Below are 18,282 nucleotides of genomic sequence, written 5' to 3' on the forward strand. Positions count from 1 at the left end.
AAGGCCGCTATTCTAACGCGAATTTTGCTGCTTGGGGTCTAGTTTAAGGGCAGTAGTTCTATTTGATAAAGCCAGGGCCAGCGTTTTCCAGTGACCCAGATACTGCCATCATCAGGGTTGCGAGCAATTCCATTGAGTACGTCGGTTGTTGCTTGTCGATCGCTGGCGGGTAATAGTCCCGAAAGGTCTACGTTGCCCTCGACCTCGCCAGACTGTGGATTGATGATCACCACTCGGTCGGTTTGCCAAACGTTTGCCCATATTTTGCCATCGATCCATTCCAACTCGTTGAGCTTTCGAACAGGACGACCATTTTCTGTGACCGATATGGAGTGGCTGATGGCGCGTGATTGGTTGGAGAGGAAGTGAATTTGGTCGCTGCCATCACTATAGATAAGCTGCGTGCCGTCGTTAGTCAGCCCCCAGCCCTGGCCAACAATGGGAAACCACTCAACTGGCTCCATCGTCGATTTATTGAAAACCAGCATCATGCGCTCACGCCAGGTTAGCTGGTAAATGTGCTCACCCAATACGCTCACGCCCTCGGCAAACAGTCGCGGAGATAATGCTTTGCTGTCTTTCAGGCGCATGTCATCAAAGTGATAACGCATGAGCCTGGATTGCCCGTAATTTCCGCAACTTATGTACAACGTGCCCTCCAGTATTTCCAGTCCCTGGACAAAGTTGGCGCGGTCCTGGGGCTTCTTGTTGAGAATTTTGTAGCTGAATTGTTCGACGCTGTAGGCAGGTACAGCGCACAAAACGCTGAGGCATAACAGTATAAAAAACCGGGGCATGGCTAAATCAAACCCCGCGCCAGGTCTCTGATAAGAAATCGTGACGGCGACAATGCGCGGACCAGTTCGCGGGAAAGTGGCGGCAGTTCATTGCAGATCAGACTTGCAAGAAGCTGTGCACATAGTGGAGCCGAACTGAGGCCTCGAGAACCGTGAGCGGTGTTAATGTAAAGGCCGGGCACGTAATTGCCCCTTTGCTGAATAACCTGCCTCGCATTTTTACGCAACGCACCGTAGGTCTGCAAGAATTCCTCTCTGGCGGGCACTGGGCCTGCAATGGGCAAGTAATCGGGGCTGGCGCAGCGAAAGCCGACTCTGCCTTCCATTTGCTCGGGGTCAAGTTTTTCTAGTTCAGAGGACCATTGAGGCAGGGCTGCAGCCAGTTTTTCGAGGTTTTCTCGATGTTCCTCCGGTCGCACTTCCATGCTGTTATCACGTAACTTGAAGCTGGCGCCTATGCAGTGCCGGCTTTCTCTGGCTGGCGAGATGTAACCTCGATGACAGAAGGCTGCTTTCAGGCTTTGGGTTGCTTCACTGGCGGGCAAGTAGCTGGTTTGTCCCCGTATGCTCTGTAGCGGCAGCCAGCCTGTTTCGGTAAAAGATGCGCTGCTCGCTCCCGAACAAATAATCGCAATATCCGCAGTGGCCAACGCCTGGTTGTCACTGTCGATGGCTTGCCACTGTTCTTCTAATGGCTTTAATGTCACTTTGCCGCAATTTCGTTGCAATTTAATCAGCGGCGATTCCAGCATAGCTGAACACACCGCCGGAGGTCTTAACCATCCTGAATCCGGATACCAATAACCGCCTTCAACAGGAGTTTCTCCAAGGTAATGGTTAGCCTCTTGCGCCGTTAGAGCTTCAGCCAAGTCATTTAGGCCAACCAATTGATTCTTAAGCAGGGCCACCTCTTGAGCATCAGTGATTTGGTGAAAACTCCCGCAAAGGTCTCCATCCAGACCTGGCTCTAATGCGCCTGAGGTGAACATATTTCGGTAGAGGTTGGCTGAAAAGCGGAAACTTTGCAGTGCAAAATCAGTCAGCGCTGAATGACGCTTTGATAAACGCGTGTAAAGCACTCCCTGTTCGTTACCAGACGCCTCACCGGCAAGGTCTCCCTGATCCAGCAGAGTGACGCTGATATTGCGTTGAGCCAGCGCTGCCGCCAGGGTGCAACCCGCTAATCCTGCACCGATGATGAGGGCGTGGCGAGGCTTGGTCACGGGCCGCGATGACATATCCCACGGGGTATCTATTGTTGCCAGTGTTGGTCCGGCCCGCGTTGCAACACCGCGCAAGGATTCACGCTTTTGGCCAAACCCTGGTACCTTGGAAATCTCAAAACCTGCCTGCTCCAGGCCCCGACGAACATGGCTTGCGGCTGTAAAGGTGGACACAGTAGCGTCGGGGCGAGACAGCGCAGCCATGGCCTGGTAAAGCCCCGGCTGCCACATTGCATCGTTGCGCGAGGGTGTAAAGCCATCCAGATACCAAGCGTCGATTGCAGGCCCGCGAGTTGCCAAATCAGCAAGCGCGAGGCGAGAATCATCCCACCACAGATCGAGCATTACCCGACCCTGGTCCAGTTCCAGTCGGTGCTGCCCTGGCAGTCGTCCTGGCCAGGCGTCGATCAGCTTATTTGCCAGAGGGCTAAGGGATTCCCAGGGGGCCAGCGCTTGGGCAAGCTCTGGAGTTGATAGAGGAAATTTTTCGAGCGAGATAAAATGAAGTCTAGGACGGTTGTTGGTCTGCTTTTGCCACGCCAGCCAGGTCAGCAGGAAGTTGAGCCCGGTGCCGAAGCCTGTTTCGAGAATGCAGAAGGTATCGTCTTCAAAACTAGTCCAGCGTTCGGGCAAACTATTGCCCTGCAGAAAAACGTGTTCGCTCTCGGCAATGCCGGCTTCACTGGAATAGTAGAAATCATCGAACTGGGTGGAGAAGGGGACGCCGTTTTCTGACCAGCTGATATCGGCGCAGGGTGCAGCTCCCCAAGGGGTATTGTCCCGTTTCATCCCGGGTTTTGGATCTGGAACTCGTCTGGCAGCCAGGCAGGGATGTGGGCGTTATTCATAGCCATGAGTTCGCCAACAGGGAAAACATGAAATTCTGGCTTCACACCAGGCGGCTTGTAGAGCGTAATTAGGTATTCCTGGCTGTGGCTATCCTCAGGAATACGTACTTCCCAGCTGTGGCCAGAAATGCGAACAGTGGTGCTGCCAGGTTGTAGGTGCTGCTTGAGAATGAAGTGGTGCTTTCCCACGGGCCGCAGACTGCGCTTCTCACCGGCGATCAGATTGCCAAACAGGTACGTTCGGAATGAGCAAATGGGTGCATTGTCACGTCGGCTCTCGGGTATACCCGGGTCGGACAAGCGGCGGGTGATCTTTGCTAATGCCAGGCTACCTTCTTCGCCATTAAGACGCACTTTACTGTCGCTAAAGGGTATGCGGGCGAGCCTTTCGGCGTCCTTGTTAGCCTGCTGTCTCTCGGCGACTTCCTTCTTGGTTGGATCAGACAAGACCGCTTCGGCCTCTTCACTGTGGTAAGCACGCAACATACGCTGTAAGCGCCGCACCTGCGCGTCTTCGACCTCCGCGCTGTAGTCGGGTACAGTTTCTCTGAGGGGTTTGCTCTCAATACCCTGGGGGGGCTGTGACATGGAAGGCTGTGCAAGGCTTATCAGCCCGGGCAGGAGTGCCAGAAGCAGTGCCTTTGTAAAGGGGATATTGTGTGGCCCCTTCCTGCGAGTGTTCACGGTTTGAATACCAATACGATTAGATCCAAAAACTATAACAGAAACAGCTAGCTAGGGGCTACTGTAAAAGTGGCTTGGAAGTCACGCTATTTGTCTTGAAGGCAGCCTAAATCATTGCCTGTCGAGGCTGCTAACAGTAGACTTGCCGCTCTAACGAATACTGAGGTAAACATGTCCAAGATTGAAACTCAGTCCATGCCCAGGGAGCAGTTCCTGACGATCGCTATTAATCTACTGCACCGGGCGTTTATGGACGCCAAGCGGACCGATGCCAAGAACTTGTTCAAAGCTATTTCCGAGGGAAAGCGCGTGGCGCTGACTAATCTCCAGATGGAGGACAAGTCTTCAGTTCGCTTTGATCTCTCCATGGATCACTCTGAGTATGCTGGAACACTAAACTTCGGCGCTTTTCGCAGCAGCCTCACGGCATTGCTGTCTAATCTGGTGGATGCGGTGAAAGAGCAGAGGGAAATTACCACTTTCGGAGCCGAGGGCGATTCTGCGAATATAATATTCGGCGTAACCGGGGTGACAGTTGAAAAAGAGATCCCTTCGGTATTGGTGCTGTCTACGAGTACTGGCGGGCAGGAGGCTGCAGTCATGCTTCGCCTGATGTATCTGGATTATCAGCAGTTTTTGGCATCGCAGCAGAGTGACGGCGACACCGCCTGACCCTGGGGTTCAATCCATAGTTCGAAAGACAGGACTTGCAGGGCAGGGGATGGAAAGCTTGTCGGTCGGTGCAACGACCACAGAGGTTCCGGTCAGCACCAGTTTCTGTTCAGCGTTATAGGCCTTGCAGCTCAGAGAAATAGATTTTCTCCGCTCGTTCTTCTCTACGACTTCCAGTGTTACGTTTATTTGATCACCTATTTTGACCGGTAGGCGAAATTTAAGTGATTGTTCCATGAATATGCAGCCGGGACCGGGTAGTTTCATTGCCAGCGCAGCCGACACAAAGGAAGCAGTGAGCATGCCGTGGGCAATGCGTTCGCCGAAGCGAGTGCCGGCCGCAAATTCAGCGTCCAGGTGCAATGGATTTACATCACCAGAAACAGCGGCGAACATTTGTATGTCCTGCTCTGTTACTGTCTTGGAATAATCGGCGCTTTGACCTATGGTGATTTCATCGAAGGTATAGTTGCTGAGTTGCGACATTCGCTGTTTTCTCGCTGGTTTTGGCTATGAGAAGCATAACGTATTTTTTCCCCGGAATATAAAACACCACCCAATGTCAGATAGCGCCGCCAGTTCAAACCTGAAAATCACATATCCCGAAGAACTTCCTGTCTCGCAGCGAAGAGAGGAGATTGCCGCGGCGATCGCCAAAAACCAGGTAGTGATTGTCGCCGGGGAGACGGGATCGGGTAAAACGACCCAGCTGCCAAAAATTTGCCTGGAGCTGGGAAGAGGTCAATCAGGATTGATAGGCCACACCCAGCCCCGACGCCTTGCCGCTCGAACTGTGGCGCAGCGCATTGCCCAGGAGCTGAAAACTGAATTGGGCGCGGTGGTGGGCTATCAGGTTCGTTTTAATGATAAGGTGTCTGAGCATACCGCTGTCAAATTAATGACCGACGGCATACTGCTGGCAGAGATCCAGCGAGATCGACTGCTCAAGCGTTACGATACGATCATTATTGACGAAGCCCATGAACGTAGCCTCAACATCGATTTTCTACTGGGCTACCTGAAGCGACTATTGCCCAGGCGCCCTGATCTCAAGGTCATTATTACTTCAGCCACTATCGATGTAGACAGCTTCTCCCGCCACTTCGACGACGCCCCGGTGATTGAGGTCTCTGGCCGAACCTTTCCGGTTGAGACTCATTACCTGGACGCCAGTGCAGATGAAGAGGGCGATAATGCAAGACGCATTTCCTCACTGGTGCAGGACATCGATGCCGGGTCCTTCGGTAAACGCGGTGATGCACTCATTTTCCTTCCCGGTGAGCGCGACATCCGCGAAGTGGCGAAGCAGCTCCGCGATGATACTGAACTGGACATTCTTCCGCTTTACGCCCGTCTTAGTCAGGCAGAGCAGAATCGTGTGTTTGATATTTCGAAACGCAGAGGGCTCAGGGTCGTATTAGCGACCAATGTGGCTGAAACCTCACTGACGGTGCCTGGCATACGTTATGTGATTGATCCCGGTGAAGCGCGTATTAGTCGATATAGCTATCGCACCAAGGTCCAGCGTCTGCCTATCGAGCCGATATCGCAGGCCAGCGCCAACCAGCGGCAAGGTCGCTGTGGGCGTGTGGAGGCGGGGGTTTGCCTGCGGCTTTACTCTGAGGAAAACTTCAATCTGCGCCCGGAGTTTACCGACCCCGAGATACTGCGCACCAATTTGGCCGCGGTCGTCTTACAAATGCTCAATCTGGGTCTGGGCGAAATTGAAGATTTTCCTTTCATCAATCCGCCAGACCCGCGAATGGTGCGCGACGGGTACAAGCTGTTGGAGGAGTTGGGCGCGGTTTCCGCCGAGGGTGAGCTGACTCAGATGGGACGGCGTCTTTCCAGGCTGCCTGTCGATCCGCGTCTTGGGCGCATGGTACTGGCCGCAAGCGAACGAGACTGCCTGGCGGAAATACTGGTGATCGCCAGCGCCCTGGCAGTGCAGGATCCTCGGGACAGACCGTCCGATAAGCAGCAGCAGTCAGATCAGGCTCACGCACGCTTCAAACACCCTAAATCAGATTTCCTGGCGTGGCTGCAGCTTTGGCGTTATTACGAAGAGCAGCGCCAGGAACTGAGCCAGAACCAGTTGCGCAAGTTGTGTAAGCGCGAGTTTTTGTCGTTCATGCGAATGCGTGAGTGGAGAGACATACATTCACAGTTGACCATTGCGTGCCGTCAGCAAAAATTACGCCCAGAGCCGCTGCCGCCTGAAGCGGAAAATTATCAGCCAGTTCATCAGGCGTTGCTAGCAGGGCTGTTGGGCAATATTGCGCAGCATCAGGATGACCGCGAGTACCTGGGAGCGCGAAACCGAAAGTTGCAGATATTTCCGGGTTCATCGCAGTCACGCAAGCGCCCCAAGTGGTTAATGGCCGCTGAAATTGTGGAGACCTCCAAGGTGTTTGCCCGCACGGTCGCCAGCATTGATCCGCTGTGGGTCACAGACGTTAATCCCGGGTTACTGAAAAAACATTACTACCAGCCGCGCTGGCAATCCCGCAGCGGTCGAGTCATGGCGTGGGAGCGCTTGTCACTCTATGGGCTCACAATTGCAGACAAACGTCCAGTGCATTATGGACCGATATCACCTGTTGAAGCGCGCGAACTGCTGATCCGGGAAGGGCTGGTAGCTGGCAAGTATCGCCAGCACCCTCCTTTTTTGAAACATAATCAGCGTTTGGTCAGAGAGCTTGAAGAGCTGGAATCGAAAGTTCGACGGCGCGATCTGTTGGTTGATGAGCAGGTATTGTTCGACTTTTATAACGAACGCCTGCCGACTGACTGCTACACCGCAGGTCGATTGCAATCCTGGCTGAAGAAGAACCCAGGTAGCGACAAGGGTCTGCAGCTTGATAAGGCCTTGCTGTTGGCCAGGGATCCCGGGGCTGAGGTGGAAGACCAGTTTCCCGATAATTTACAGTGGCAGGATTTGGAGTTTCGTCTCAGTTACCAGTTCGAGCCGGGTAAGGCCGCTGATGGCGTAACGGTAACTGTTCCGGTTGCATTACTTAACCGGGTCCCACGTTTTCGTTTCGACTGGTTGGTTCCTGGCTTGCTGCGAGAGAAGTGCATTGCCCTTGTAAAAGGCTTACCCAAGGACAAACGTAAACGTCTCGTACCGGTGCCCAATTATGTGGACCAGGCCCTTGCGCAATTAGAAGTTGATGACAGTGACTTATTGGTGGCGCTGTCCCGTGTGCTGGGAAGTCTGGGTGGATTGCAACTCAGTCCAGCTGACTGGAGTCCCGCCAAGCTGGATGACTTCTATCGAATGAATATTCGGGTTGTGGATGCGGAGGGCCGCTTATTGGAACAGGGCAGGAACCTGGGCCAGTTGATCGAGCAGTTTCGCAGCGATACCCGCCAAAGTGTTGGTGTGGATAAAGGTAGCTCTCCTGCACAGGAAGGGATTATTCGCTGGGACTTTGGAGAACTGCCCCGCGAATGGCGTTTTCGTCAGGCTGGCATTGAAATATTGTCTTATCCGGCGCTGGTTGACCATGGTGAGAGTGTAGCGATTGAGCTGGTCGATTATCCGGGCCCAGCTCGCTTGGCCCATCGCGATGGAGTGCTGAAATTGCTGCGATTACACAGTGCTCAATCGGTGAAGTACTTGCGCAAACAATTGCTCAGAGGCAATGAGTTCAATCTGGTTTTAGCGGGCGCAGGTCAGGACCGTTCTATGCTGGTTGAGGACCTTATCGATGCAGCCTTTGTTCAGGCGATGGACCTAGCTCATGAATTACCCTGGGATCAGTCTGATTTTGAGTCTACTCTCAAACGGGGCAAAGGTGAGGTGGTCAGCCGCGCCAATGAGGTTGAGGCGATTGTCTTGAATAGCCTACGGGTGTTGGCTCAAGTCCGAAATAAATTATCGACGTTGCCCGCGGGCAAATGGACTGACAGTGTCACTGATATCGGCGCGCATCTGGCAGCTCTGGTGACCTCCGGCTTTTTAAGCGGTGCGCCGGCCGACTGGCTAAACCAGTACCCCCGTTACATGAAGGCGGCGCTGCAAAGGGTTGAGCGGCTTTCAGGGCAGTATTCCAAAGATCAACAGTATACGGCGCTGCTGCAGTCGCTGGCCGAACCCATGAAACAGGCAGCACACACTAGGGACAAGCTGATTGCTTTATGCCCGGCAGCGAAGCAGTACCGATGGATGCTGGAGGAATTGAGGGTTTCCCTGTTTGCACAGCAGTTGGGTACGCGTCAGGCAGTGTCCCAGAAACGCTTGCAACAGCAGTGGCTTGAGGTGCAGCGCTGGCTAGATGAAAACCCACATTAGCCACAGCGGATTGCGTTTTTTGTAAAAGTGTGAAAAATTAACTGTCGTTTTGCTCGGTCATTGAAACTTACGTGGAAACACTCGGTCTTACCTTGCACGACGCGGTGCCATGAAGAGCATCCTTTGCGTGGTATAACATTAAAATTATTCGGACTAGATACAGGGAATTTATCATGGCTCAATCAAAGAAACCTCTTGCTGTCGCTCTGGGTGCAGCATTTCTCGCAACTTCTATCGCGCCGCTGGCTTGTGCAGAGATGAACCCGTTCTCAGCGCAACAGCTCAGCGGTGGCTATGACCTGGTCAGCTTCAGTAAGCATGAAGAAGGCAAGTGTGGCGAAGGCAAATGCGGCGACGACAGTGCTCACGGCGAAAAGGCTGAGGACGAAGGCAAGTGCGGTGAAGGCAAGTGCGGTGACGACAAAGCCGAAAGCGAAGGTAAGTGCGGTGGCGACAAAGCGGAAGGCGAAGGCAAATGTGGCGGCGATAAAGCGGAAGGCGAAGGCAAGTGCGGCGAAGGTAAGTGCGGCGGCTAATGTCTGAGCGACATAACGAGTTTCGCGGAGCGGGACTCGGATTACGGCGGGCCCTGATGGGCCCGCTTTCGTCTATGGAGAGTGGCTCGGTAGACTTTATGGAAGCGGCGCCGGAGAACTGGATAGGCGTTGGAGGCCGTTTCGGGCGGAAGTTCCGCAATCTAGCGGAGCGCTACCCCATTGTTCTTCACGGGCTATCGCTAGACATCGGCGGCCCGGATCCCCTTGACAAGGACCTGGTAGGCGCAGTCCGCGAGCTGATGAATCAGATTGAGGTTCCCCTGTACAGCGAACATCTGACTTACTGTGCTGCACAAGGGCATTTGTATGACCTGCTGCCCATTCCTTTTACTGAAGAAGCGGTGCACTACGTCGCCGCTCGTGTGCGCCAAGTTCAGGATATTATAGGGGAGCCAATTGCACTGGAGAATGCCTCTTACTACGCCCAGCCTCATCAGGACATGACAGAGGCTCAATTCGTCAGTGCGGTGTTGTCGGAAAGCGGCAGCGACCTGCTTCTGGACGTAAACAATATTTATGTGAATAGCATTAATCACGGTTACGACCCCATCGCCTTTCTCGATTCCCTGCCATTGGAACGCGCTCGCTACATTCATGTGGCCGGGCATTATGATGAAGCCGACGACTTGAAGGTAGACACTCACGGCGCAGATGTTATAGATCCCGTTTGGGACATTCTCGCGCAGGCCTATCAGCGCACCGGGGTGCTGCCAACGCTCCTGGAAAGAGATTTTAATTTGCCTCCCCTGGCAGAGCTGTTGTCTGAAGTTGAACAGGTCAGGCGCCTGCAGAGAGAGGCGCCTGAGCGGCACAAAGTAGCGGTGGGTCAATTATGAGTGCCTCTGAATTGAAAGCATCCCAGCTGGAGATGGCGGCTTACTTACGCGACCCGGAAAAAGCTTCCGCTCCGCGGGGAGTAGAAGAGCGCAGACTGAAGATTTACCGAGATTTGATCTACAGCAACATCGAAGGCTTTATAAGTGGCGGCTTTCCCGTATTACGCAGCCTTTATAACGCCGAGCAGTGGGGAGAGTTGGTAAGGATGTTCATGGAGGGTCATCGTTGCAAATCACCGTATTTTTTGGAAATTAGCCAGGAGTTCATCAATTTCCTGATGTCTGAGCACACGTCGCGCGATTGCGACCCTCCCTTTCTGGCTGAACTGGCGCATTACGAATGGGTGGAATTGGCTCTGGATGTGGCAGAAGACGAAGTGCCTCCTCCGCAGACTATCGAGGACCTGGAAGAGGCTAAACTGTGCCTGTCTCCGCTGGCATGGGTATTAAGTTACCAATACCCGGTGCATCAAATTGGTGCCAGCTATCGTCCTGAGATGCCTGAAGATCCCACTTTCCTGGTGGTTTATCGTGACGCCGGGGACAAAGTGGGCTTTATCGCGCTTAATGGTGCTACCGCCCGATTGCTTGAGTTGTTACGCGAAAACGAACAGCTATCGGTTGGGGACGTACTTAAGACCCTTGCCGCCGAGTTGGAGCTCTCTTTTGAGTCGATTCGGGCGTTTGGCATTGCTCAATTGCGGGAACTGCTCGACAAGGACGTAGTGCAGGCTGCCGGGAGCTTTGGCTGAGGACTTGCTACCCGCAGAAGCCGCTAGTACCATTCCCACTCGACATGCAGAAATCTCCAAGAATGAACCTTCCCCGACTTTTACTTTTTTTGATCCTGGCTTTCCCCGCCGCGATGGCCTGCGCTGAGGATAAAGAACGTAATGTCGATCCGTTTGAGTCTTTTAACCGCGCAATGTTCGTGGCCAACGACAATATCGACCAATATGTCCTTCGCCCTTTAGCGGTTGGCTATGACTGGGTGATGCCGGGTTTTGCCAAGCGCGGTGTGGGCAATATGTTTGCCAATTTCTATGACTTCAATTCGGCGCTCAATGGGGCCTTACAGTGGCGCTGGGCCGGTGTCGGGCAGAGCTCTGGTCGTTTTGTTATTAACAGCACGCTGGGACTGGTTGGCTTGTTCGACGTGGCCACGACCATGGGGGTGCGCCCCTACCGTACGGATTTTGGCCATACACTATCTATCTGGGGCTTTGAGTCCGGCCCTTACCTCATGGTGCCATTTTTCGGCCCCAGGACCATTCGCAGTGGCACTGGAACCATTTTTGATGCATATACTTCTGTGCCTACTTACATGCCTAGCGTAGCCGTGCGCAACTCATTGTGGGGGCTTGGCCTGGTCGATGGACGCTCTCGTTTGCTTCAGGCCGATGACCTCATTACCGGCGATCGTTACATTTTCGTACGTGATGCCTATCTCTCCAACAGGGAAGCGTTTGTTAACGATGGGGCAGTGTCGGACACATTCTCTGATTTTGAAGAAGGCGAGGATTTCGAAGAGTTCTAGCGGTAGCCGGGACCTTGCTATCAATTCATGCGTAAAAGTGTGAAATCCTGCTCAAACCCGAGTTTCGACGGTTGCTTGTGCCTGTTCTTGGGCGTAGTGTCTCGGCCAATAGAGTCAACGAATATACCAATGGACCCGATCGGTACCGCCCTTGTCGTCGATCACGATACTGCCCGCCTGGAGGTGCTTGCATCCCTGGTTTCGAGCCTGGGGTTTACTCCTGAAAACTACACCGATGCCAACGCTGCGAGGGAGTATCTGAGCACGCGCCCAGACCTGGACGTGATTCTTTGCGAAATGGATATGGAGGGCCTCACCTGGGATTCTGCGCATCGTTCGCTGCAGGAAATGGATGTTCAGATTCCCGTTATCTTATTTAGTGATGAAGCCCAGGCCTCGCGGATGATGAGAGCCCTGAGGTTCGGAGCCAGCGATTTCTTTGTCCGCCCTGTTGATGATGTTGAGGCCCTTCAGCGTTCATTGGACCGCTGCGTGCGTCAACGGCAGGTCCGTCGAGAGCTGGAGCAATCTCGACAAAGACTGCAGGCTGCCAATACCGAATTGCGCGGTACGATCCAGGTATTGGAGCAGGACCAGCAGGCCGGGCGCCAAGTGCAAATGCGCATGTTGCCAGCAACCCCGCTGGTATTGAATGACTATGTTTTCAGTCATACGGTGATTCCGTCGCTTTATTTAAGTGGCGACTTTACCGATTATTTTACCGTCGGCGACCATTTTGTAACTTTTTTCATGGCGGATGTTTCCGGCCACGGCAGCTCTTCGGCTTTTGCTACGGTGCTGCTGAAGAACCTTTTTGCTCGCAAGCGTTCGGACTTCTTGCGCCAGAATGACGACACGATTCTCAGCCCCCTGGCGTTGCTAAAGCGCGCGAACAAGGAAGTTATGGATCTGGAGGTTGGTAAGTTTGCCACTATGGTCGTGGGCGTACTGGATATGAAAAGCAACAATTTGCGCTACAGTGTGGCGGGACATCTGCCGCAGCCAGTGCTCGTGTCTGGAGACGGTGCCCGTTATCTTCGTGGCGAAGGTTCTGCCGTAGGCATAATGGATGATGCCAGCTACGAAGAGCACATGATTGATTTGCCCGATAGCTTTATGCTCGCGCTTTTTTCCGACGGAATTCTGGAGATTCTGCCGCCAAAAAATCTCATAGAAAAAGAGAAATACTTTCTTAACGTGTTCGAGGAAACAGCCAATTCTCCCGAGGAAATGGTAACCCGTCTGGGGCTTGACCAGGCTGATACGGCTCCGGATGACATTGCCGCGCTGTTCATCAGCAAGCGGAACTGACATGCACGAAGGCAGAATATTAGCGGCTAGTCACAATGGTGCTTACGTCATTCGTATGCTCGGAGACGTGCGCCTAAGCCTTTGCACCACGATTGACGAGTATTTTCAAAAAATGTTTGATGACCCCGAATTTGCCAGTGTCTGGGTCGACCTCTGTCATGTGGAAGGTATTGACTCGACCACTCTCGGACTGCTGGCAAAGCTCGCGATCAAGGTGAAAGAGCGCTTTGACTTTCAGCCGGCCATTTTTTCCCGCGACCCCGGAATCAATCGTCTACTCAAAAGCATGGGCTTTCAGCGCTTATTCGAACTGCGCGAAGAAACCTGCTCCAACCCCGACAGCGCCGATGAAATTCCCCAGGTAGCGGGTAATGAATCAACAGTGAAAGAAAAAGTGATAGAGGCACACCGGGTGCTCATGGGATTGTCAGAAGAAAACAGGAACAGGTTTCACGACCTTATGACAGTGCTCGAGCAAGGTTAATCTTTACAGTCTGAGTGCTTTGTCCCTGGCTGTGTGCTTGCTGCGGATGTAATCCTGATGGCTAACGTAGGTAAGATCAGCAACCTGGCGAATCAGGTGTTCTTCGTACTTGTCGACATTATTGTCCGCCCAGGCGACGACCCACATGTTATCCACTAATTGCAGTTTTTGATCTGCGGTGAAGTGGTCGTTTATCAGCCGGGTAAACTCGTACAGTGAAATAGATTCATCGACCTTTGCAGCTGCCTGCTGCAGCAGTTTTTCAACTTCTTCTTGCGCTAGCTCGAGAGTGGAGCAGAGCAAGGACGTCATCGCTTCCTCCTCGACTTTATCCTGGGTAAAGTCCGCGCGAGCGGTCTCGATGAGCATGGCCGCAGAGGCCAATTGCAGCCGATGCTGTAGTGCCGCTTCCGTTTCACGGACTGGCGCTTCAAACAGTGATTTCAGTGCACTAATCATCTGTCGCTGATCAGCTGTTCCAGCTTTATCTGGTCACCGATAAAGCTGCGAATGCCTTCAGCTAACTTTTCAGTAGCCATTGCGTCGGCGTTCAGGTCGTAGCGGAAGTCATGCTCCTGGGGGCTGTGTTTTGCAACGCTTGTTGTCGCGCCGGCGGGCTCCAGTTGGCGCGGCAAGTCGCCTTCATCGGCGGCTAATTCCTCGAGCAGAGCGGGGCTGATGGTCAAACGATCGCATCCCGCCAGCGACTCGATTTCTCCGGTGTTTCGAAAACTCGCGCCCATTACGATGGTCTGGTAGCCGTGCTGTTTGTAATAGTTGTAAATGCGGCTAACGGACTGCACGCCGGGGTCGTCCCGGGGAGTCACAATTTGCAAGTCGGTATTTGCCTTGTGCCAATCCAAGATACGGCCGACAAAGGGCGAGATCAAAAACACGCCTGCGTCTGCGCAAGCGGCTGCCTGGCCGAACCCAAACAACAGGGTGAGATTGCAATTAATGCCTTCTTTTTCCAATTGGGCTGCAGCCCGAATGCCTTCCCAGGTAGAGGCGGTCTTGATCAGGATGCGCTCGCGGCCGATGCCCGCTTCCTCGTACATATCGATTAGCTTTCTGGCGCGCTTCATCGTTGCAGCGGTATCAAAAGAGAGACGGGCATCAACCTCGGTAGAAATGCGTCCCGGTATGATTCTAAGGATTTCCTTGCCCACGTCGACAGCAAAGCGGTCGCAGCTATTGCTCAGTTGCTCACTATTCGAGCCTCCTTCAGTACCGGCCCAGCTTTTGGCGTTATCCAGTAACTGTGCGTAGTGAGGTAGGGCCGCGGCCTTCAGCAGTAAGGAAGGGTTGGTAGTGGCATCAAGAGGCTGAAAACGGCCGATGGCTTCAACGTCTCCGGTATCGGCCACTACATCAGTCATTGTCTTGAGTTGCTCTAGCTTGCTTGTCACGGGTGCTAGTCCTGTCGAGGTTGTCAGTGAATGTATGTCATGCGGGAGTTGCCTGACGCACTTTTTCAAAAGCGTCGATTAAAACATTCAATCCCGCATCCTTTTTATACGCATTTTCGCTAAGGTGGCGTCTGAACTTTCGTGCGCCCGGAACGCCCTGATAGAGGCCTAAAATATGGCGGGTAATATGGTTCAGGTGAGTACCGAGAGCCAGTTGCTGCTCCACATAGGGCAGTAGGCCCAGCAGAACATCATCGCGGGATTCTGCCACTTTGTCTATCCCGAACAAGCGAGAGTCAACTTCCGCCAACATCCAGGGGTTTTGATAAGCTTCGCGGCCAATCATTACGCCGTCTACATGCGCAAGATGATCTTCGCAGTCTTCAATCGTTTGAATGCCGCCGTTAATTACGATCTCAAGGTCGGGTAGGTCACGTTTAAGTCGGTAGACCCAGTCGTAGACCAGTGGTGGTATCTCCCTGTTTTCTTTGGGTGACAGTCCCTTTAGCCAGGCCTTGCGAGCGTGCACGATAAATACCTCGCAGCCTGCGTCGGCGACTGGGCCAACAAAGTCAAGCATCTGCTGATAGGAGTCCATGTCATCGATACCGATTCGATGTTTGACGGTAACGGGAAGCAAGGTCGCGTCTCGCATGGCCTTGACGCCGTCCGCTACGAGTTCAGGCTGCGCCATCAGACAGGCGCCGAACATGCCTGATTGCACTCGGTCAGAGGGACAGCCGCAGTTAAGATTAACTTCGTCGTAATGCCATTCCTGTGCCCATCGTGCACACTGGGCCAAATCGTTTGGGTTTGACCCTCCTAGTTGCAGGGCGACCGGATGCTCTTCAGCATTGAAGCGAAGAAAGCGTTCCCTGTCACCGTGTATTAACGCCCCTGTAGTCACCATCTCGGTGTACAGCAGAGCCTGCTTGCTCAACAGACGCCAGAAGTAGCGGCAATGATGATCGGACCAGTCCATCATCGGAGCAATTGATAATAACCTGTTGATATGTATAGACATTTTATACCAATAAAGTGATATGTGCACTATTATGTGCACACATAGTGCACACGGCGTAGTCGATAATGGTACAATTCGTAGCTATTTCATGCCACACGAATTGCACACATGGCGACTTACACTAGACTAGCAAGCGGTAACTGGCGGGTACAGGTCCGTAAGGTTGGCCTTTATAAGGCCAAGACCTTCAAGCTAAAACGCGAGGGGCAGGTCTGGGCAACCAGAATAGAGGCCGATATCGACCAAAGCGATGCCGGACTGATCTCCCCGCGTGGGTCGCTCGCAGAGTTGGTTGATGATTATAGGGCAAGTACACCTGCGCGTGGCCGTAGTTGGAGTAATTACCTGGCCGCTTGGAAAGCCGACTTAGGGCATGTCAAATTGTCGAAATTGTCTCGAGTCCATATTCAAAACTGGGCCGATAAAAAGCTTAAAGACGGCACGAAGGCTGTCACTCTGGCAGGCTATTTGTCCACACTGGCAAAAATTCTTGATTGGGGGCAGCACACGCGCCACCTGGATGTCAGTGGAGATATATGCCGATCAGTTCGGTCCGCACTTGCGCACGCCGGACATAAGACTCGCAGTAACGAGCGTAACCGGATACCGAGTGACGAAGAGATAGAACGCCTGCGGGGGTATTGGGCTGAGCAGCCAAAACAACAGATTCCTATGGGGGAACTTGTCGAGTTCGCCATCGCGAGCGCAATGCGGCAGGGCGAGATTTGCTGTATCAGATTCGAGGATGTTGATTGGGACAACCACACCGTCATCATCAGAGACCGGAAAGACCCGAAAGAGAAAGTAGGCAATGACCAGATCGTCCCGCTCATTGGCCGGGCATGGGGAATTGTCGAGGCTCGTAGGGGTGAACGGAAGAATCCTATGGGCAGGGTATTCCCCTACAACAGCAAATCACTGTCAGCAGCCTTCACTCGTACTACAACACGAATGGGGGTTGATGACCTGCGCTTTCACGATCTGCGACACGCGGGGATAACAGGCCTTTTTAGGATGGGACTACCGATAGAGTTAGTTGCAATTTGCTCTGGACATAAAGACTGGAAAAACCTTCGGCGATATACAGAACTAACTGCCGATGATGTCCACGCTCGGCTAAGGGGTCTGGGACAATGAAAGCGAGTAGGATGACCCCGAACGTACTGACTGCGGCAAAATTTTCTGCGTTGTCCGCTTTCGAGGAAAAAGATTATGAGCAACTTGGAGTGACGTTGACCATGCTTCAGCAGAATGCCGAGCCATATCGCTACCGACAGATAAGGACCGAAGGATATTTCGGAGTTGAATCTCTCCAGATTGAAACTCGGCCACTACAACCCTACTGCAAATACCTCGATAAATGTATAACAGAACTGGAATCTTTCAATCCCAAAACTTTCGAAACCTTGATTGAGGACGTGATTTCCATGCTGGGGACTACGGCTTGGATGTCGAAGCAACTAGCATGGCAACAAGACCATGATCGGACAAAAGAAGCTCGGAGAGCCCGAAAATTTGATGATACAAAGATCAGAGAGTGGTTCACAGAACTTACACCCAACGCACAGAAACTCAGTTGTAGAAGTCTGACACAGTGGATGCTCGATAATTGGGAATCAAAATTTGGTGCAGAAAAGCAACCATCTGAGCGCTCGTTGCGCCGCAGCCTGACCCGGATTAAACGCTCCGACTAAAAAAACTGGGCCAACTGTCACAGTGTGGCCCACGTCACGACGCCTTACTCTGTAGCATCATCCCCCTAGGTAATCGCAATTTGGGGAGAAAGCATGCCTAACTCACGACAAGCAAATACTGATCGGCTGAACCCTGTCGAAAAAGTTGACATTGTCTTGGCCAGCCGTCCGGAACCTGATCAAGAGTTGCTGGATAAGCTCGAATGGGTGCCTGAAGAGAAAGTACAAAATCTTGGAAATGTCACCTCGAGCACGACGGAAATGTGGCAGCGCCGTCGTAAGGGGCCTCCACGGTTTCGGTTCGGCAACCGATACTACTACACAATTCCGACACTAAAACAATTCATCCAAGAAAAACTGGAACAGCAGGGTTGATCACATGATGCCCCAGTCCGCTTACTTTCTTGACCAGGTGTGATGATTCTAGCGAGTGACTACGATGCGGCAGAAAGCAGGACATAGTCAATATAATGGTTTGTGGCCAGACATCATCTCACGGTTGGCGCCTGAATTGCGTGCAGCCGTACAGAGTCGACCTCGGCATGTCCTCTGCCCAGTGCACGGTGGGAAAGATGGTCTGCGATGCTTCAATGACTTCGATGAGACCGGTGGCATGATCTGTAACACCTGTGGGGCATTCCCCAATGGTTATTTAGTGTTGGCGTGGACCCTAGATATCCCGATACAGGAGGCGGTTCAACTCGTGAGGAATTTTTCGGGGAGCAGCGCATCGAGAGAAGAGAGGGGTACTTTAGTGAAAGTAGCTAATTCAATACCATTGGTGTATCCCGTCAGCCACGATGGTACCAAATGACTTGATTTGCTAAGAGAGACTTCTGCTACTTTTAAACTGAAGTACAGGAGCATCATCATGAGCATGTCAAACACCGAAAAGACGGTCAAGGATAT

Annotated in this window: 19 protein-coding genes and 1 pseudogene; 12 read left to right on the forward strand and 8 right to left on the reverse strand. The window is 52.8% G+C overall.

Annotation, left to right across the window (positions count from 1 at the left end):
- Positions 1-38: 38 nt before the first annotated feature.
- The 3 genes from EYC87_RS04925 to EYC87_RS04935 are packed head-to-tail and all read right to left on the reverse strand — an operon-like array spanning position 39 to position 3,456.
- On the reverse strand, positions 39-797 hold the full coding sequence (locus EYC87_RS04925) for a glutaminyl-peptide cyclotransferase (protein ID WP_279251865.1): 759 nt from the start codon (positions 795-797) through the stop codon (positions 39-41).
- A gap of 2 nt (positions 798-799) precedes the next feature.
- Positions 800-2,809: a bifunctional tRNA (5-methylaminomethyl-2-thiouridine)(34)-methyltransferase MnmC2/FAD-dependent 5-carboxymethylaminomethyl-2-thiouridine(34) oxidoreductase MnmC1 gene (mnmC, locus tag EYC87_RS04930; RefSeq protein WP_279251866.1), complete on the reverse strand. Its 2,010-nt coding sequence runs from the start codon at positions 2,807-2,809 to the stop codon at positions 800-802.
- Positions 2,806-3,456, reverse strand: a complete 651-nt coding sequence (locus tag EYC87_RS04935) for a hypothetical protein (RefSeq protein WP_279251867.1) — start codon at positions 3,454-3,456, stop codon at positions 2,806-2,808. The genes mnmC and EYC87_RS04935 overlap by 4 nt, the downstream gene beginning before the upstream one ends.
- Positions 3,457-3,723: 267 nt before the next feature.
- On the opposite strand from EYC87_RS04935, the gene EYC87_RS04940 reads away from it, so the two are divergent.
- The gene (locus EYC87_RS04940; RefSeq protein WP_279251868.1) at positions 3,724-4,224 is read left to right on the forward strand and encodes a hypothetical protein; all 501 of its coding nucleotides are present in this window, start codon (positions 3,724-3,726) and stop codon (positions 4,222-4,224) included.
- Positions 4,225-4,233: 9 nt separating this feature from the next.
- Here EYC87_RS04940 and EYC87_RS04945 read toward each other — a convergent pair whose 3' ends face one another.
- Positions 4,234-4,710: a MaoC family dehydratase gene (locus EYC87_RS04945; RefSeq protein ID WP_279251869.1), complete on the reverse strand. Its 477-nt coding sequence runs from the start codon at positions 4,708-4,710 to the stop codon at positions 4,234-4,236.
- A gap of 73 nt (positions 4,711-4,783) precedes the next feature.
- On the opposite strand from EYC87_RS04945, the gene hrpA reads away from it, so the two are divergent.
- The 7 genes from hrpA (at position 4,784) to EYC87_RS04980 (ending at position 13,246) form a co-directional block, all read left to right on the forward strand.
- Entirely contained in the window at positions 4,784-8,521 is a 3,738-nt protein-coding gene (gene hrpA / locus EYC87_RS04950; RefSeq protein ID WP_279251870.1) for an ATP-dependent RNA helicase HrpA, read from the forward strand.
- A 173-nt stretch (positions 8,522-8,694) separates the two neighbouring features.
- Entirely contained in the window at positions 8,695-9,057 is a 363-nt protein-coding gene (locus tag EYC87_RS04955; RefSeq protein ID WP_279251871.1) for an HvfA family oxazolone/thioamide-modified RiPP metallophore, read from the forward strand.
- Positions 9,057-9,914: an HvfB family MNIO-type RiPP peptide maturase gene (locus EYC87_RS04960; protein WP_279251872.1), complete on the forward strand. Its 858-nt coding sequence runs from the start codon at positions 9,057-9,059 to the stop codon at positions 9,912-9,914. Before EYC87_RS04955 ends, EYC87_RS04960 begins: the two co-directional genes overlap by 1 nt.
- Entirely contained in the window at positions 9,911-10,666 is a 756-nt protein-coding gene (locus EYC87_RS04965; protein WP_279251873.1) for an HvfC family RiPP maturation protein, read from the forward strand. Before EYC87_RS04960 ends, EYC87_RS04965 begins: the two co-directional genes overlap by 4 nt.
- A 62-nt stretch (positions 10,667-10,728) precedes the next feature.
- Positions 10,729-11,451: an MlaA family lipoprotein gene (locus EYC87_RS04970; RefSeq protein ID WP_279251874.1), complete on the forward strand. Its 723-nt coding sequence runs from the start codon at positions 10,729-10,731 to the stop codon at positions 11,449-11,451.
- Positions 11,452-11,580: 129 nt separating this feature from the next.
- Positions 11,581-12,762 carry a PP2C family protein-serine/threonine phosphatase gene (locus tag EYC87_RS04975; RefSeq protein WP_279251875.1) on the forward strand — a complete coding sequence of 394 codons (1,182 nt, stop codon included), beginning with the start codon at positions 11,581-11,583 and terminating at the stop codon, positions 12,760-12,762.
- 1 nt (position 12,763) lies between these two features.
- Positions 12,764-13,246, forward strand: a complete 483-nt coding sequence (locus EYC87_RS04980; protein ID WP_279251876.1) for an STAS domain-containing protein — start codon at positions 12,764-12,766, stop codon at positions 13,244-13,246.
- 3 nt (positions 13,247-13,249) lie between these two features.
- On the opposite strand, the gene EYC87_RS04985 is transcribed toward EYC87_RS04980, so the two are convergent.
- Genes EYC87_RS04985 through dusA form a run of 3 tightly spaced genes read right to left on the reverse strand, consistent with a single transcriptional unit; the run spans position 13,250 to position 15,679 of the window.
- A complete protein-coding gene (locus tag EYC87_RS04985; protein WP_279251877.1) occupies positions 13,250-13,705 on the reverse strand; it encodes a tellurite resistance TerB family protein in 456 nt (151 codons plus the stop codon).
- Complete coding sequence (tal, locus tag EYC87_RS04990; RefSeq protein WP_279251878.1) at positions 13,702-14,655, reverse strand: transaldolase; 954 nt, start codon at positions 14,653-14,655, stop codon at positions 13,702-13,704. The genes EYC87_RS04985 and tal overlap by 4 nt, the downstream gene beginning before the upstream one ends.
- Before the next feature lie 37 nt (positions 14,656-14,692).
- Positions 14,693-15,679, reverse strand: a complete 987-nt coding sequence (dusA, locus tag EYC87_RS04995) for a tRNA dihydrouridine(20/20a) synthase DusA (RefSeq protein WP_279251879.1) — start codon at positions 15,677-15,679, stop codon at positions 14,693-14,695.
- 108 nt (positions 15,680-15,787) lie between these two features.
- On the opposite strand from dusA, the gene EYC87_RS05000 reads away from it, so the two are divergent.
- The 4 genes and pseudogenes from EYC87_RS05000 to EYC87_RS19455 form a co-directional block, all read left to right on the forward strand.
- On the forward strand, positions 15,788-16,816 hold the full coding sequence (locus EYC87_RS05000; protein WP_279251880.1) for a tyrosine-type recombinase/integrase: 1,029 nt from the start codon (positions 15,788-15,790) through the stop codon (positions 16,814-16,816).
- An 11-nt stretch (positions 16,817-16,827) separates the two neighbouring features.
- The gene (locus tag EYC87_RS05005) at positions 16,828-17,373 is read left to right on the forward strand and encodes a hypothetical protein (protein WP_279251881.1); all 546 of its coding nucleotides are present in this window, start codon (positions 16,828-16,830) and stop codon (positions 17,371-17,373) included.
- Positions 17,374-17,466: 93 nt separating this feature from the next.
- A complete protein-coding gene (locus EYC87_RS05010; RefSeq protein WP_279251882.1) occupies positions 17,467-17,748 on the forward strand; it encodes a hypothetical protein in 282 nt (93 codons plus the stop codon).
- Positions 17,749-17,812: 64 nt separating this feature from the next.
- Positions 17,813-18,001 (forward strand): annotated as a pseudogene (locus tag EYC87_RS19455) (primase-helicase zinc-binding domain-containing protein); the annotation flags it as partial.
- Positions 18,002-18,069: 68 nt separating this feature from the next.
- Here EYC87_RS19455 and EYC87_RS05015 read toward each other — a convergent pair.
- A partial coding sequence (locus tag EYC87_RS05015) for a hypothetical protein (protein ID WP_279251883.1) occupies positions 18,070-18,282 on the reverse strand: 213 nt, incomplete at its 5' end.

It is taken from the genome of Candidatus Seongchinamella marina (assembly GCF_026262685.1).
GTDB lineage: Bacteria > Pseudomonadota > Gammaproteobacteria > Pseudomonadales > Halieaceae > Halioglobus > Halioglobus marinus.